Raw genomic sequence first — 14150 nt, forward strand, 5'->3', positions numbered from 1 at the left:
CTTATTGTGATATTTCATTTACCTTTAAAGAAATCAAAAAGGGTAGGAGAGTAAATAAGTTGGTGTTCTATATTCAAAGGAAAGAGAAAGAGGGTACTCAAAACCCAGTTCAGACCGTTGTACAAAATGATTTAAGCGCAAAATTTTTGCTTACCCCTAGACAAGTCCGTGAGGTGCTAAAAAAATATGAGAATGATTTACTTCATTTGGAAAAAATCCTTTGAGAAATAGCTAAGAAATATAAGACAGGAGAAATAGAAAAATTAGGAGCTTACACTTTCAAGACTTTGATAGAAGGAAAGCACGAAAAAAGCCTTTTTGATGAAGAAGTCAAAATAGAAAGAAACAAAAAGCAACAGAGAAAAGAAGCAGAGATAGAAGAACAGAAACAGAGTGAAAAAGATAAACAGAAAGCACAAGAAGAAAAAGAACAGCTAATTATTCAGATAGAAAAAGCACTTTCAGAAGATGAAAAAAATAGTTTGGAAGAGGAGTTTAAAGCTCATATTTCAAAACCTCATTTGCAACAACTAAGCGAACGCCCACGAGGAAAGAAAATATTACGACAGAATTTTTTGGCTAAAAAATTCCTATCCGAAGACGATTAAATTTTATTTTAGACTTTGTTTGAATGGAAAAAACAAAAGCAGATTTTGATTTGCGAGACAAGCAAAAACAAAAAATAGAAAAAAGCGATGATTCTATACTTTCAGTTCGTGAATGACAACTTTGGCGATATTATGAGTGAATGAATATAGGTAACGAACAATCAAAATGAAAAGAATGAAATTTTAGAAGAGTAGGCTTGATTCTAAACAAAAAAGTAGGTCGTTGAATGGTTCTTATTCTACCTATCACAACAAAATACAAAGAAGAACATAGGGTTTATAAACTTCTCATTAAAAACCCTACTCAATACGGACTTTCAAATCCAAGTGCATTTATCCTAAATCGTTTCAAAGTTATTTCTACTAAAAGACTAATTAAGGAAAAATCTAATTCTGTTTTGCACTCTAATTTTTTGCAACTCTTGAAAAAGAAAATTAAAAATTTCATTTAAAAAAAAATCGCCTACTCACACGAAGGAGAGCAGGAATCTGGAGACTCAAATGAAGGTCTCTATGGCATTCGCTTTTTAAGCAGATACCTATGAATATATCATATTGATTTTATAGAGAATTGCAAGGTATTATAGACAAGGTTTTTAAAATAGGTTGTGAAAATAGCATTTTGCTAAAATAATTTGAAATAAATGAAACTAAATTGTAATAAGGTTCGTTACGTGGAAAGACTAACATAAAATAAATGTAATGAATCAAAACTATTTTAACTACTATTATCCTAAATCTCTCCTTTATTTGATAATAACACCATTTATTATTCAATTAGGAGTAATATCTTTATTATCAAAATTTGGTTTTCAGAACTGGCTTGATATGGCAATAACTTTATCTATTCAGCCTATAATTATACCATTTCTATATGTAGTAAATAGATGGTTATGGAAAATTAAACCCTTTTCATACTTACTTTGGATAAAAGATTTTAATGGAACTTATGAAGGTTACTTAGAGTATGAATATAGAGATGAAAACGGAAAAACTAAGACAGGCAAGTTACAACATACTAAAATTATACATCAAACTGGTTCTACTATAACAATTAGGTCATTTACATTTAAAAAAAATGGAGAAGAATCTTCTCCTTCTATAAGTCGTGAAGTTTTAATCAAGCGAAAAGAAGATGATACCTTTATTATAACATATACTTATGAAAATGAAGGTAATGAAAAGCTAAAATATCCCCCTCATTATGGAACAGAAATAATAGAAGTTGTTTTTGATGGAGATGAGAAAAAGCGTTTGAAAGGCAAATATTATACTAACCGTATGCCACAAACAAGAGGACAATTTACAGACCTTAAATATATAAATAATAAACATAACCCACCTTTTTAAAAATGGCAGTATTGAACCAACAATTTACCGAATTTAATAAAAAAATTAAATTAACTTCTGCAAGAAAAGATGATTTAATGAGTAGTCGTGATTCACTCAAGAAGAAAATCAAAGAGTGGTTCAAAGAGAACAAAAAGAATGAGCTACAACCAAAATTTTGGGGACAAGGTTCTTCTGAGATGAATACAACTATCAATCCTATTCCACAATACGAGGGAGAAGAAAAAAAACTAAAGTATGATTTAGACTACGGTATCTATTTTATAGAGAATGAAAACGAAGATAACATACAAAATATAGATACGTGGCATAACTGGGTATGTGAAGCTGTTAAAGACCATACTTCTATACCACCTGTAAGAAAAACAACGTGTGTAAGGGTTGTTTTTTCAAATGGTAGGCATATAGATTTACCTATATATTACAAGGATGGAGATAAAATAGAATTAGCACACAGAAGTAAAGGTTGGACAGAAAGCGACCCTAAAGCATTTTTTGAGTGGTTTAATAATTTGAAAAATAAACAACTTGAAAGAATAGTTCGGTATCTAAAGGCTTGGAAAAATTATAGAGAGAATTGTAATACAAACTTAAAGTTACCAAGTGGATTTGAACTAACTATACTTGCTTCAAACAACTATGTAGAATGTGATAACGACGACGAAGCATTTAGAGAAACAGTTAGCAAAATAAATGAAGAGTTGAATAAAGTTAATGGTTTTAAATGCGAAAGACCTACTGCACCAATAGAAGATATTTTTGCTGATTATTCTCAGACGAGGAGAGAAAATTTTTTGGATAACTTGAATAAGTTAGTAAACGCTTGTGAAAAAGCAGATGAAGAGAGTAATAGAAAAAAAGCGAGTGAAATAATGCGAAAAGAGTTTGGAGATAGATTTCCTACTGCACCTGATATAGATGATAAACAGAAATCTGATGAACTTTCTAAAAAGCTAATTAGCACACCATTCAAACCTAAACCTTTTGCTAAAAATGGATAAAAATATAGAAGGTGTATTACAGAAATATCCTAGTTTATCACTTGTTGAAGAGGGGATAATAGAAGGTTTTTTAGAAGTAGGAAATGAAGATAAATATTTTATTAAAATAGATATTACAAATTTTCCTACATCATTTCCTAGAGTTTGGGAAACAAACGAAAGAATACCAAGAAAAGTAGATAGGCATATCAATAAAGATGACACTTTATGTTTTACTACCCAAGTATATATTGAAATTCTTTTAGCCACTCAAGTAAAAAGTTTAGTAGATTTTGCTGAAATAATCTTAATTCCTTATTTGCAAAATAATTCATATTTTGAAATAAATAAGGAATATAAGTTTGGTGAGTTTTCACATAATTACATTAGTGCAATTATAGATTCTTTAAAAGAAATACTAAATATAGAAAGAATAGATGTTATCACAAGACTTGTCTTTTTAGCATCTAAAAATTTTAAAATACGTCCGAATGATAAATGTTTCTGTGGTAGTAATTTGAAAATTAAAATTTGCAAAAATCATTTAAAAGGGTTCAAAGATTTAAGGAAAATTTCTAAATCCACACTTCAAGAATATTTCAAGTTTTTAAAGAAATTAGCCATTCATAACCAAAAGTTATGAGTGGCTAATTTTTATTTTGAGAGAATAAAAATATTGATAATTTATTTCATTTTTCAATTCAGAAAAGAAGTTGAATTTATTTTGAATTTTTGGTTTTTTGCCTTTCGGTTCGCTCGTGGAAAAAGAAAAAAAGGAATAGCGAAATATCTACTTCTACCTATTTATTGAGCGAAGGGAGACAAATAGGTAGAAGTAGATATTATTGAATACAACAATATGGTATAAATTATTGAATTACAGTAACTTAAGCACCTACCTTGTCGTATATTAAATGAGTAGAGCAAATCATAGGTAAAACGTATCACAAATGAGTACATCTATGAATTGCATTCACTAAAAAGATTACTAACTTTGACAAGTCCACAAAATTATGAATTGGAAGGATTTCAAAACGCTATTTTATACTATTTTAGGTACACATTACCAAGACCCAGAAACGATAGACATAGGGGTTGGATATGCTCGTGATATAGAAGATACTTTTGAGATTTTGAAGAAGTGGACACAAAATGTAGATGAACAATTAGAGACAGAAGACGACGACGAATTACAATTAAGATTGTGGGATGTTCGTCTATTTTCTTACGAAGAGTTTATAGATATTTTCAATCATTCCCCTAGAGAAGATTTTGAAATTAGTGCTTTCAAAATATTTGAATTTTTACTTATACGAGATAAAGAAGCACACGAATTTTTTATCCAACATTATACAGCCGATGAAGAAGGATATATTAAATTGATGGTGGAATTCAATCAGATTCCTGTGGCAAGCTTTTTCTTTCGCCCACTTCGCATTCCTGTACGAATAAAAGACTTCCAACAAAATACCTACATTACAGGAATGACAGGAGTGGGCAAATCTGAATTACTCAAAAATCTATTTTATCAGCTCATTAAAAAGCAAAAAGGGTCTTTGGTTTTGATAGACCCACACGGAGATTTAGCAGAGGAGATTTTGAAATTACAAATAGTAGGAGAGCAAAAAGATAGGATAATTTATATAGACCCTTATTTAGACAGAAATAAAATAGCTACGCTCAATCCATTTGAAACACACGATAAAAGCGAAGACAATATAGACCTTTTAACCCAAGAGCTAGTAAACGTTTTTAAAGAATTAATTCCTAGTGCGCTTTCTTTGCAGATGGAAGCAATTCTAACGCCTTGCATTGCAGTTTTATTAAGAAGTAATACAGGAAGTTTGTCAGAATTACAGCGTTTTATGGACGACAAACATAATCTTGATTTAATAGAAAAAGGTTTGCAAAGTCCAAACCCTAGCCATCAAACTTTTTTCAAAAATGCGTTTCAGAAAACAGATTACAGAATTACAAAACAGTCTGTTTATACGAGAATACAAAGCCTACTTAATCACAAGATATTCCACGACCTCATAAATGGTAAAAGCACATTTTCACTTAGAAAAGCTATCAATAGCGAAAAAGTAATTTTTTTCAATTTGGCACAAGGAAAAATGGGAACAGAGATTTCAAGTATATACGGTAAATTTATCATTGCACAACTCACAAGTGCAGCCCTAAAAAGAGCTTACCAACCTAAAGAATTTAGAACACCTACCTATCTTTTTATCGATGAATTTCATAATTATTTGACGATAAGTATTGAAAAGATTTTAGCAGAAACAAGAAAATACGGTTTGCATCTTATAGCAGCAAATCAAAACCTAGCACAAATAGACAACAAAAAACTTAAAGAAATTATGTTAGGAAATACACATATCAAGTTTGTAGGTCGTAACTCTCCACTTACATTATCTGTTTTTGCTAGAGAAATGGAAGTAAAACTAGAGAAACTTCAAAAGTTAGAACAATATACATTTTTCTCAAAAGTAGGAAGTAACAAAGCCTTTTCTATCAAAACAACAAACCACCTTACACATCGGTCATATCAGCTTAGAGATTTTGAAAAAGAGAATCTAAAGAATTATTTATTTAGACACTACAAAGATAAAGTAGAAGAGACTAATCCAATTACGAGAACAATAATAATAGAAAATGAGCAAGAAGAAAATCGTCAGAAGGCAGATAGTGAAGAGCAAAATGTAGTTATTCCTATTGAAACCAAAAAAGAACCGATTCCAAAAAACAGTCCGAAACCAAAATTTGGTTTTACTCAAAATAAAGAAGAAAATGAATAGACTTAGCCATTCCCAAGAACGAATATTACTTAGTTTAGCCAAATACAAATATCTTACTGTTTCGCAACTGGTAGAAATAGGTATTATGAGCGACAAAAGAAATGTAAGCAAAAAAGTAAAAGAACTTAGACAGTTGAAACTTTTGCAAAGTATTTCATATGGATTTACGCCTAAAATTGGTAGAGTGGAAAATGTTAATTACCTCACTACAAAAGGCAAAAAGCTAATTATGGAAGGCTTAGGAATGGAAGAGGAGGAGATTAGAATACCAATAGGAAGAGCTAACTTATTTTTCAAAGATTATTTTCACAGAAGAAGTACAATAGATTTTCATATTCATTTGAATAAGTGGACAAAAACAAACGGTTCACATCTACTTTTCTTTGATACTTATTTTGATAAGACAGGAAATAACAGAACTGGAAAGAATTTAAGAGCAAAAACAAGAATAGAAGTAGGTACAAGCTATGTTATTCCAGATGTAGTATTTATGATAGAGTTAGGAGATTTAAAGAAAGAATTGTATCTTTTAGAGGTCTGTAATGGAAAAGATACATTGAAGAATTTAAAGCAAATCAAAAAGCATTTTGAAGCAATGCAAGCAGGTTCTGTTAATCAGCATTATGAATTTGAACAGCCTTATCGTTTGTTGTGTGTTTTTGAATATCCATCGATGATGAAGGCATTAATGGAAAGAATAGAAAAAGACGATTATTTTTTTCATATGAAGGAACATTTATTTTTTAAACCGATTGAAGACGTACATCATTCTAAATTAATAAACCAATGGCAAGACTTTTCTGGACAAGAGCAAACCATTATTTGAAGCGCATCACATCAACAGTTAGTAAAGCATTTACTCGTTTCGTTCTAAGTGGAGAATTTCTATCTGGAATGGCGTGGCTCAGTAAATTACAAGTTCGTTTTGTGCTAAGAGCATTACCACAGATACGAGAAATACGAGATTATTTTTTCAAAAGAGAAACGAGCCTTACTAGAAAAATTACAGGAGGGTTAGTAGTGCCTATCTTATTTTTTGGATATGCTATAAGTTCTTTTTTTCTATTAGGTTTGGCTAGTTTTGGTCAGTTTATGGTACTGATAATTAGAGGTAGAAATATACTTTTCAGAACCGATGAAGTAGCCAAAAAAACGGACAAGTGGGAAGAGGACAAAATAGAAATGCTAAAGATAACTAAAAAGACACCTTCATTAATGCTTTCTTATCAAAGAAGATTAGAAGCAAGACTAAAAAAGGAGCAAGAGAAACTAGACAAAGTAAATTCAGAACTAGAGAACAGAAACTATTTAGTTCGTCTTAGAGAAATCGATTTAGACCAACAAGAAGAGAAACAGAAAATAAAGCAGGAAAGGCTTTATTTGGAGGAAGAGCGCATTAGTTTAAGGGAAAGCCAACAACCTAATAACTCAAATCAAATGTTAGAGGTAACAGAGCGTTTGAAACAACTAAAGTTAAAGGAGGATATTATGCAAAAGCAAATAGCCAACAAAGAGAAAGACGAGAGCAGAAGAAGAAAATTATACTATGATAATTTCTTTTCAGAAAGTTTAGAAGCTCAAAGAAGAGGTGGAGATTATAATTAAAATTCTATTGACTTGCCTTTTAAACTAGATATTGCTACCTTCATGCTTCATTATTTTTTACACTATTTTTACACCAGAGTTATTCAGCGAAATAAAACTAGAAAAATTAAAACTAGCTAGTGAGCTAAAAACGGCTTATAAACTATATTTAGAGAGTTTTTCTAAAAAAAAACGTAATTAAATTTAAAGACAATACTATTTTATCAAAATAAAAGGTATTTTTGTCTATATCATTTTTTACACTCACAAAAAATCAATATACAGACTATGAGCGTACTTGTAAATAAAGATTCTAGAATTATTGTTCAAGGTTTTACTGGAAAAGAAGGTTCTTTCCACGCAGAGCAAATGATTGAATACGGAACAAATGTAGTAGGTGGAGTTACACCTGGAAAAGGTGGAACTTTCCATTTAGGTTTGCCTGTCTATAATACAGTTCTTGATGCTGTTGAAGATGCAAAAGCTGATACTTCAATTATTTTTGTTCCCCCTGCATTTGCTGCTGATGCTATTATGGAAGCTGCTGATGCTGGAATTAAAGTAATTATTGCGATTACAGAAGGAATTCCTGTACAAGATATGGTAAAAGCAAAGGCGTATGTAATGGACAAACAAGATTGCCGTTTGGTAGGTCCTAACTGTCCAGGGGTAATTACACCAGATGAAGCAAAAGTAGGTATCATGCCAGGGTTTGTATTCAAAAAAGGTAAAATCGGAATCGTCTCTAAATCAGGTACATTGACGTATGAAGCTGCTGACCAAGTAGTAAAAGCAGGTTTAGGTATTTCTACAGCTATCGGAATCGGTGGTGACCCAATCATCGGAACAACTACAAAAGAAGCTGTAGAACTTTTAATGAATGACGATGAGACAGAAGCAATTATCATGATTGGTGAAATTGGTGGAAACTTAGAAGCAAATGCTGCTCGTTGGATTAAAGAAACAGGCAATAAAAAACCAGTTGTTGGTTTTATTGCTGGACAAACAGCTCCAAAAGGAAAACGTATGGGACACGCAGGTGCAATTATCGGAGGTGCAGATGATACAGCCGAAGCAAAAATGCGTATTATGCGTGAATGTGGAATCCATGTAGTAGATTCTCCTGCAAATATTGGAAAAACAATGAAAGATGTTTTAGAAACAGCTAATGCTTAGTTTTTACAAACAAATTTTTATCAAAAAAGAGAGACTGTCCTTTTCGGACAGTCTCTCTTTTTTTGTTTTTTTTGGAAATATTAGCAATGATGGAAAAATCATAAAGACTAGACCAACTAAAAATAGTTTCTATGTATAGAATGTTTTCCATTTATCACTTGTAATTTCTCTAGGCTTTTTTTACGAATTCAGATTTTAGAGCCATACTTCCAAACCCAGTAATTTTGCAATCTATATTGTGGTCACCTTCTACAATTCTGATATTTTTGACTTTTGTACCTGCTTTTATAGGTTTTGGTGCGCCTTTAACTGGCAAATCTTTCACAATCACAACATCATCTCCATCTTGTAGAAGATTTCCGTTGGCATCTTTTACTGTTTCCTCTTCTTCTTTTACTTCCTTCGTTTCATTCGGATTCCATTCAAAAGCACATTCAGGACAGTTATATAAATCATCACTTACAGCATATCCATACGGACAAGCACAACTTGGGCATTTTTGCATTTCTTAAAATTTTTAGGGATTACTAGACGTTTTTTTATTTATCCCAAATTTACACCATTTTTTGGTTTTGTGTTTCAGTTTTTACCTTATAAAAAAGAGTTTTTAGGTAAAGAGCAATTCAACCTTTCATAAAATCACACACAGCAGACTCCTAAAAAGCAATTTTTCTAAATAAAAATGTCATAACTCTAATTTAGAATTATGACATTTTTTATTATTTAGTTCGGAAGACAAAATTAAGATTAATGCTCAATAGGAGGATTAATATCTTTTACTTCTCTTTTAGGCTGTCCATGTTTACCTTTTTTGTGATTGCCATGTTTACCTTTTTTCTCTGCTTTTATTTGTTCGTATTTAGCAAACTGTTCACTTGAAAGAATAGATTTTAGTTCAGTTTCGAAGGCTGTTTTGATGGCTTTTCGTTCTATTTTATCTACTTTTTCATCATCTCCCTTGTCTTTGGCTGCTTCTCTTAATGCTTGCATTTTAGTCATTTTCGTAACTAAGGCAGCTTTTACTTTTGTAGCTTGTGCATCACTCAAAGAAAGTTCTGTTTTCCATTTTTCTACACGTTTTTCGGCTCTTTTATTTGGGTCTTTGTGTTCTGCATGCAAGGCTTCTGCTTTTTTGCGTTGTTCTGGAGTTAAGATTTTATTTACCTCTGCTCTAAACTCCTCTCGGTTGGCTTTTCTATCAGCTTTACTTTTTTCTTTTTTCTTCTCATGAAGAGCTTTTATTTGTTCTACTTGAGCATCAGAAAGACCAAGTTCTGTTTTCATTTTTTCTAACCTTGCTTCGTGATTGTCGTGTTTTCCATGTCTGCCTTCATGTTCTTGTGCAAATGAAGAAACTGAAAAAGCAAAGAATAAAGTGAAAGCAAGAGTGAATGATAAAGCGATTTTTTGAATATTTTTCATAATTGATTGAAATTTAAGATTAAATTATTTTTTGAAATATAATTTTAGTGAATAGATTTTGAATACTTACACAACATTTTTTCTGTTGTTTTATTGGTTGGTATTCGTAAGGTTAGATACAACTAAAAAGTGAAGGTTTAATTTGATTTTTTCTTTTATGATTTATTTAGAAATTTCACTTTTCTATTTTCACTTTTCGTAGGATTAGATACAACTGAAAAAGGAAGGTTTAATATAAAAATCAAAAACCCTCAGAAATTTCAAAAATTCTTAGGGTTTAAAAAAAGTTTGATAATTTTTATTTTACAAAAATAAGCTCATCAGATTCGAAAACAGCAGCAGGAGAAATCACTCTTTCATTAAGTTGAGCAGGAGAGATTTTATTACCATATCGTTCTTTCATTTTATCTTTTACAGTTTTACTATTCAAATCAAAACTAGCTAGTTTCTCTAGTTTTCCTACTTCAATATCTAAGGCTTCTTTGTATATTTTCCAAACCAACTCAGAACAGTAAATTCTTTCATCAGACCATTCAAAATATAAATCGTAGTTTTTGCCTACTAAATTTTCTCCCACACCTCTCATTTTCTGTATGGCTTCATCTGTCAAAATCTCATCAGCATTTTTTAACCGTTTTACGACAAAATGAGCATTCTTACCTCGTTTTACCCATTCTTTTAAAGGTGTAAACTTTACAGGTTCGACGGCTTCTAAAACCACAAAATTATCACTCTTGCTGCCATTTTTCTTAACTTTAAAAATAATTCCGACGTGGCTATATTTTGATTTTGTAGCCAGTTGAATTGCTTTACTTTGTGAAGATGTAGAAGTTTGAAAAATAATATCACCTTCTTTTAGAACTTTTGTAGATGACGAGTTTTCTACATTTTGTTTTTGAGTTTCTGTTTTTTCTTCTAACTTATTTACAACTATTTCTTTTTGAATTTCAGTCTTTGTTTCTGTTTTTTCAGAATGACAAGATAGAAATAATAGGAATAGGCTGCATAAATAAAGATTTTTTGAGAGAATCATAAATTATAAAATAAGTTTTTTATTTGCTCTCTTGGATTCAACCTGTTTTAGAGAGTTCTATTTTTGATGTATTTTGTCTTGTTGAAAGTTATTTGTAATAGTAGCCATTTTGGAATTATTATTTGTACTTGAAAACAGAAAACCTATTCTCTCAAAAAAGAAAGAATAGGTTTGATTTATATTTCTGACACTTGGAAAGTATCAGCTATATTAAATCCATTTCACTGTAAAATCAATAAGTGTCTGAACTTCTGATTTGTAAGGAGGATACATCAGTTGAGGTGCGCTAAAACGAGTTGGTTGTTCCAAAACAGCACGCTCATTAGAAAATGACCTAAACCCAAAAATACCATGTGCTTTTCCAATTCCACTATGATTAACTCCACCAAAAGGTAAATTATGTTGGAAATAATGAATAACAGTATCATTAATACAAACTCCACCCGAAGAAGTAGAAGCAAGTACATTATCAATCGTCTTGCGTTCTTGTGAGAAAAGATACAATGCCAAAGGTTTGTCTTTTTTATTGATTAAATCTAGTGCATCATTTAGATATTTGTAACGAATAACTGGCATAATAGGACCAAAAATTTCTTGTTGCATTACTTCTGAGTCCAATGGAACTTCTGACATAATCGTAGGAGCAATATAACGCTGCTCTTCTACCACTGTTCCTCCTGTATGAATAACTGCACCCTGTCCTTTTGCTTTACCAATAAGCTCAACCAGCGTTTTGTATTGTTTTTCATTAATAATGCGTGCATAATCTGGAGAATCCAAACGCTCGCCAGAAGATTGTCCATAAAACTCACTCAAATATTTGAGCATTTGTTGGATAAGTTCGTGTTCGATGTCTTCATGAACTAATACATAATCAGGAGCAATACAAGTCTGACCTGCATTTAAAAATTTACCCCAAACGATTTTCTTAGCTGCTTCTTTAATATTTGCTGTTTCATCAACAATAACTGGCGATTTCCCACCTAATTCAAGTGTTACAGAAGTCAAGTTTTCGGCTGCTGCTTTCATAATTACTTTTCCTACGGCTGTACTTCCTGTAAAGAAAATATGGTCAAATGGTTGCTCTGTCAAATATTTAGAAACTTCTACTTCGCCTTCCACAAAAGCAACTTCATTTTCAGCAAACACTTCTTTAATCAGTTGTGCCATAACTGTATTAGTATTTGGCGTATATTCAGAAGGTTTCAAAATAACGCAGTTTCCTGCTGCAATCGCCGAAACAAGAGGAATTAAGATTAAATTTACTGGGTAATTCCAAGGTGCAATAATCAAACAAACTCCTTTTGCTTCGTAACGAATATACGATTTTGAACCTAAAAGAGCCGTCGGAGTGCTTACAGATTCGTCTTTCATCCATTTCTCAAGATTCGAAACAGCATGTTTTATTTCGTTTGAAGTAGGATAAATTTCTGATAAATCTGTTTCGGCTTCTGGTTTTCCAAAATCTTGACGCAAAGAATGATGAAAAGCTGCACGATAATTAAAAAGTGCATCTTGTAACCTTTTTAGTTTTTCGATGCGTTCTTTTGTTGTTGTTTTGGCTACTGCCCAACGGTTGTTTTGTTGTGCTTCAAAAATTTGGTCTATTTGTGTTTTGAAATTAGTTTCTGTATTTGATGAAGAAACGGTTTCGGCTTGAATTTCGCTCATAATGTTTTAATATTGTAAGAATTTCCAAACAAACCCTAAGGGTTTTCAGAAACCCTTAGGGTTTAACTATTTTTTTCTATGAAAAATAAAATATATTCTTTTTCTGCCTTTGTGTGTCTGTTATTATGTGTTTTTGCGCTTAGTTTGTCAGTTCCCGTTTTGGGACAACAAACAGAAGCTCAACTACTAAGATACGAACTTTTCGAACATAAGCTGTTCGTCATGCATAATAACTCTACAAATAAAACGGATTCGATGGCTTATCGTTTACTTTTTCCAAAAAATTATGATAAAAACAAAAAATACCCTTTAGTTTTGTTCCTTCATGGCGCAGGCGAACGTGGGGATAGTTCGCTTACAGTCAAGCATATAGGAGCGTGGGCATTGCAAGAAAAAAACAGAAAAGACTATGAATGTTTTGTACTTGTGCCTCAATGCGAAAAAAATAATAAATGGGTAGAAGTAGATTGGTCGGCAGATTCGCACAATCAACCTAAAGAAATGAGCAAGTATATGAATTTGACGGTTGAGCTTTTGGAAGAATTAGAAAAAGAATTACCAATAGATTCGACTAGAATTTATCTCACAGGTTTATCTATGGGAGGATATGGAACGTGGGATTTGGCTGCTCGTTTTCCAAACAAGTTTGCAGCTATTGTTCCTATTTGTGGAGGTGCAGATGAAAAAACGACTGATTCTTTAAAAAATATGCCGATTTGGGCTTTTCATGGCGCATTAGACCAAACCGTAAAACCACAACGCAGCCGAAATATGGTAGAGGCTCTAAAAAAGACAGGGAATAATGATATTCATTATACAGAATATGAGAAAGTCAGACATGGAAGTTGGAAACCTGCTTATGAAGATGAAAAGATGTGGAAGTGGCTTTTTGAGAAGAGTTTGTAAAAAATATATACGAAATACATTTTAAACACAGAGTTCGCAGAGAACACAGAGAAATAAAATTTAGAGGAACTTATGCAACTACATTTTTTCAATAAAATACTTGTCATTCAAAAAATAATTATTTGATTTATGCGCTTTTTACTCTTGTTTTTTTCCTTTTTCTTGGTATCAATGTCTTGTGTTTTTGCTCAAAGACCAAATATTAGTCATTTGAAATTCTATAAATGCGACTATTCAGATACAACTTCTTACTATGCAGTTTTATCTTCTGGTAGCAAAACAGAAACAACTGAAATTTGGGGTATAGATAAAAGCCTTTTAGATAGTTTGCCTTCACTTAGTGAAATGAAACTTGACTTAGAAGAAGTTACAACTAATGCGAAGTTATATTTAGAAAATCGGTATTATTCTCCAAACTCAAGTAAGGAGTATATTCTAACGGAAATAAGTTTTGAAAGAATAATTTTTAAAGAAGAAGGAAATAAAAACTGGGTAATAATTGCAAAGTTTGTGTACGATGAAAGAGGATTTTATCAATATGTTCCTATTTTATTAGATGGAAGAATTATTTTGAGTAAGTGGTTAAAATGAAATACTAAAGCAAAAAAAACAGTTTATC

The 14150-nt window shown here is 31.5% G+C and carries 15 protein-coding genes; 11 read left to right on the forward strand and 4 right to left on the reverse strand.

The genetic code is table 11. The features are described 5' to 3' along the window. The first annotated feature begins 287 nt into the window (after positions 1 to 287). The 9 genes from ACE193_RS09340 to sucD all read left to right on the forward strand — a co-directional run bounded on the left by ACE193_RS09340 (position 288) and on the right by sucD (position 8499). The gene (locus tag ACE193_RS09340; protein WP_375562716.1) at positions 288 to 608 is read left to right on the forward strand and encodes a hypothetical protein; all 321 of its coding nucleotides are present in this window, start codon (positions 288 to 290) and stop codon (positions 606 to 608) included. Positions 609 to 835: 227 nt separating this feature from the next. After that, complete coding sequence (locus tag ACE193_RS09345) at positions 836 to 1060, forward strand: hypothetical protein (RefSeq protein ID WP_375562717.1); 225 nt, start codon at positions 836 to 838, stop codon at positions 1058 to 1060. Between the two features lie 250 nt (positions 1061 to 1310). Then, positions 1311 to 1958: a hypothetical protein gene (locus ACE193_RS09350; RefSeq protein WP_375562718.1), complete on the forward strand. Its 648-nt coding sequence runs from the start codon at positions 1311 to 1313 to the stop codon at positions 1956 to 1958. 2 nt (positions 1959 to 1960) lie between these two features. After that, complete coding sequence (locus ACE193_RS09355) at positions 1961 to 2959, forward strand: cyclic GMP-AMP synthase DncV-like nucleotidyltransferase (protein ID WP_375562719.1); 999 nt, start codon at positions 1961 to 1963, stop codon at positions 2957 to 2959. Further along, positions 2952 to 3581 (forward strand): hypothetical protein, encoded by a 630-nt coding sequence (locus ACE193_RS09360; protein WP_375562720.1) that lies wholly within the window; start codon positions 2952 to 2954, stop codon positions 3579 to 3581. Before ACE193_RS09355 ends, ACE193_RS09360 begins: the two co-directional genes overlap by 8 nt. A 370-nt stretch (positions 3582 to 3951) precedes the next feature. After that, positions 3952 to 5739: a type IV secretory system conjugative DNA transfer family protein gene (locus ACE193_RS09365; RefSeq protein ID WP_375562721.1), complete on the forward strand. Its 1788-nt coding sequence runs from the start codon at positions 3952 to 3954 to the stop codon at positions 5737 to 5739. Then, positions 5732 to 6565, forward strand: a complete 834-nt coding sequence (locus ACE193_RS09370; protein WP_375562722.1) for a MarR family transcriptional regulator — start codon at positions 5732 to 5734, stop codon at positions 6563 to 6565. The genes ACE193_RS09365 and ACE193_RS09370 overlap by 8 nt, the downstream gene beginning before the upstream one ends. Beyond that, positions 6526 to 7344, forward strand: a complete 819-nt coding sequence (locus tag ACE193_RS09375) for a hypothetical protein (protein WP_375562723.1) — start codon at positions 6526 to 6528, stop codon at positions 7342 to 7344. Before ACE193_RS09370 ends, ACE193_RS09375 begins: the two co-directional genes overlap by 40 nt. A 267-nt stretch (positions 7345 to 7611) precedes the next feature. Then, entirely contained in the window at positions 7612 to 8499 is an 888-nt protein-coding gene (sucD, locus tag ACE193_RS09380) for a succinate--CoA ligase subunit alpha (protein ID WP_375562724.1), read from the forward strand. Positions 8500 to 8668: 169 nt separating this feature from the next. Here sucD and ACE193_RS09385 read toward each other — a convergent pair whose 3' ends face one another. The 4 genes from ACE193_RS09385 to ACE193_RS09400 all read right to left on the reverse strand — a co-directional run bounded on the left by ACE193_RS09385 (position 8669) and on the right by ACE193_RS09400 (position 12625). After that, on the reverse strand, positions 8669 to 9004 hold the full coding sequence (locus ACE193_RS09385) for a zinc ribbon domain-containing protein YjdM (protein ID WP_375562725.1): 336 nt from the start codon (positions 9002 to 9004) through the stop codon (positions 8669 to 8671). A gap of 242 nt (positions 9005 to 9246) precedes the next feature. Beyond that, complete coding sequence (locus tag ACE193_RS09390) at positions 9247 to 9921, reverse strand: Spy/CpxP family protein refolding chaperone (RefSeq protein WP_375562726.1); 675 nt, start codon at positions 9919 to 9921, stop codon at positions 9247 to 9249. 298 nt (positions 9922 to 10219) lie between these two features. Then, positions 10220 to 10954 (reverse strand): YiiX family permuted papain-like enzyme, encoded by a 735-nt coding sequence (locus ACE193_RS09395; protein ID WP_375562727.1) that lies wholly within the window; start codon positions 10952 to 10954, stop codon positions 10220 to 10222. A 210-nt stretch (positions 10955 to 11164) separates the two neighbouring features. Next, on the reverse strand, positions 11165 to 12625 hold the full coding sequence (locus ACE193_RS09400; protein ID WP_375562728.1) for an aldehyde dehydrogenase family protein: 1461 nt from the start codon (positions 12623 to 12625) through the stop codon (positions 11165 to 11167). A 78-nt stretch (positions 12626 to 12703) separates the two neighbouring features. Here ACE193_RS09400 and ACE193_RS09405 point away from each other — a divergent pair, with 78 nt between their 5' ends. Both ACE193_RS09405 and ACE193_RS09410 read left to right on the forward strand, forming a co-directional pair. After that, positions 12704 to 13531 (forward strand): alpha/beta hydrolase-fold protein, encoded by an 828-nt coding sequence (locus ACE193_RS09405; RefSeq protein WP_375562729.1) that lies wholly within the window; start codon positions 12704 to 12706, stop codon positions 13529 to 13531. Positions 13532 to 13660: 129 nt separating this feature from the next. Continuing rightward, positions 13661 to 14122 (forward strand): hypothetical protein, encoded by a 462-nt coding sequence (locus ACE193_RS09410; protein WP_375562730.1) that lies wholly within the window; start codon positions 13661 to 13663, stop codon positions 14120 to 14122. Positions 14123 to 14150: the final 28 nt, after the last annotated feature.

It is taken from the genome of Bernardetia aquimarina (genome assembly GCF_042180575.1).
Classification (GTDB): domain Bacteria; phylum Bacteroidota; class Bacteroidia; order Cytophagales; family Bernardetiaceae; genus Bernardetia.

Bases quoted from the DNA above. Each gene is read 5' to 3' on its own strand.
- ACE193_RS09405 (WP_375562729.1), top strand. From the start codon at position 12,704: ATGAAAAATAAAATATATTCTTTTTCTGCCTTTGTGTGTCTGTTATTA.
- ACE193_RS09365 (WP_375562721.1), top strand. From the start codon at position 3,952: ATGAATTGGAAGGATTTCAAAACGCTATTTTATACTATTTTAGGTACA.
- ACE193_RS09410 (WP_375562730.1), top strand. From the start codon at position 13,661: ATGCGCTTTTTACTCTTGTTTTTTTCCTTTTTCTTGGTATCAATGTCT.
- ACE193_RS09360 (WP_375562720.1), top strand. From the start codon at position 2,952: ATGGATAAAAATATAGAAGGTGTATTACAGAAATATCCTAGTTTATCA.
- sucD (WP_375562724.1), top strand. From the start codon at position 7,612: ATGAGCGTACTTGTAAATAAAGATTCTAGAATTATTGTTCAAGGTTTT.
- ACE193_RS09355 (WP_375562719.1), top strand. From the start codon at position 1,961: ATGGCAGTATTGAACCAACAATTTACCGAATTTAATAAAAAAATTAAA.
- ACE193_RS09400 (WP_375562728.1), bottom strand. From the start codon at position 12,625: ATGAGCGAAATTCAAGCCGAAACCGTTTCTTCATCAAATACAGAAACT.
- ACE193_RS09345 (WP_375562717.1), top strand. From the start codon at position 836: ATGGTTCTTATTCTACCTATCACAACAAAATACAAAGAAGAACATAGG.
- ACE193_RS09390 (WP_375562726.1), bottom strand. From the start codon at position 9,921: ATGAAAAATATTCAAAAAATCGCTTTATCATTCACTCTTGCTTTCACT.
- ACE193_RS09370 (WP_375562722.1), top strand. From the start codon at position 5,732: ATGAATAGACTTAGCCATTCCCAAGAACGAATATTACTTAGTTTAGCC.
- ACE193_RS09385 (WP_375562725.1), bottom strand. From the start codon at position 9,004: ATGCAAAAATGCCCAAGTTGTGCTTGTCCGTATGGATATGCTGTAAGT.
- ACE193_RS09350 (WP_375562718.1), top strand. From the start codon at position 1,311: ATGAATCAAAACTATTTTAACTACTATTATCCTAAATCTCTCCTTTAT.
- ACE193_RS09375 (WP_375562723.1), top strand. From the start codon at position 6,526: ATGGCAAGACTTTTCTGGACAAGAGCAAACCATTATTTGAAGCGCATC.
- ACE193_RS09395 (WP_375562727.1), bottom strand. From the start codon at position 10,954: ATGATTCTCTCAAAAAATCTTTATTTATGCAGCCTATTCCTATTATTT.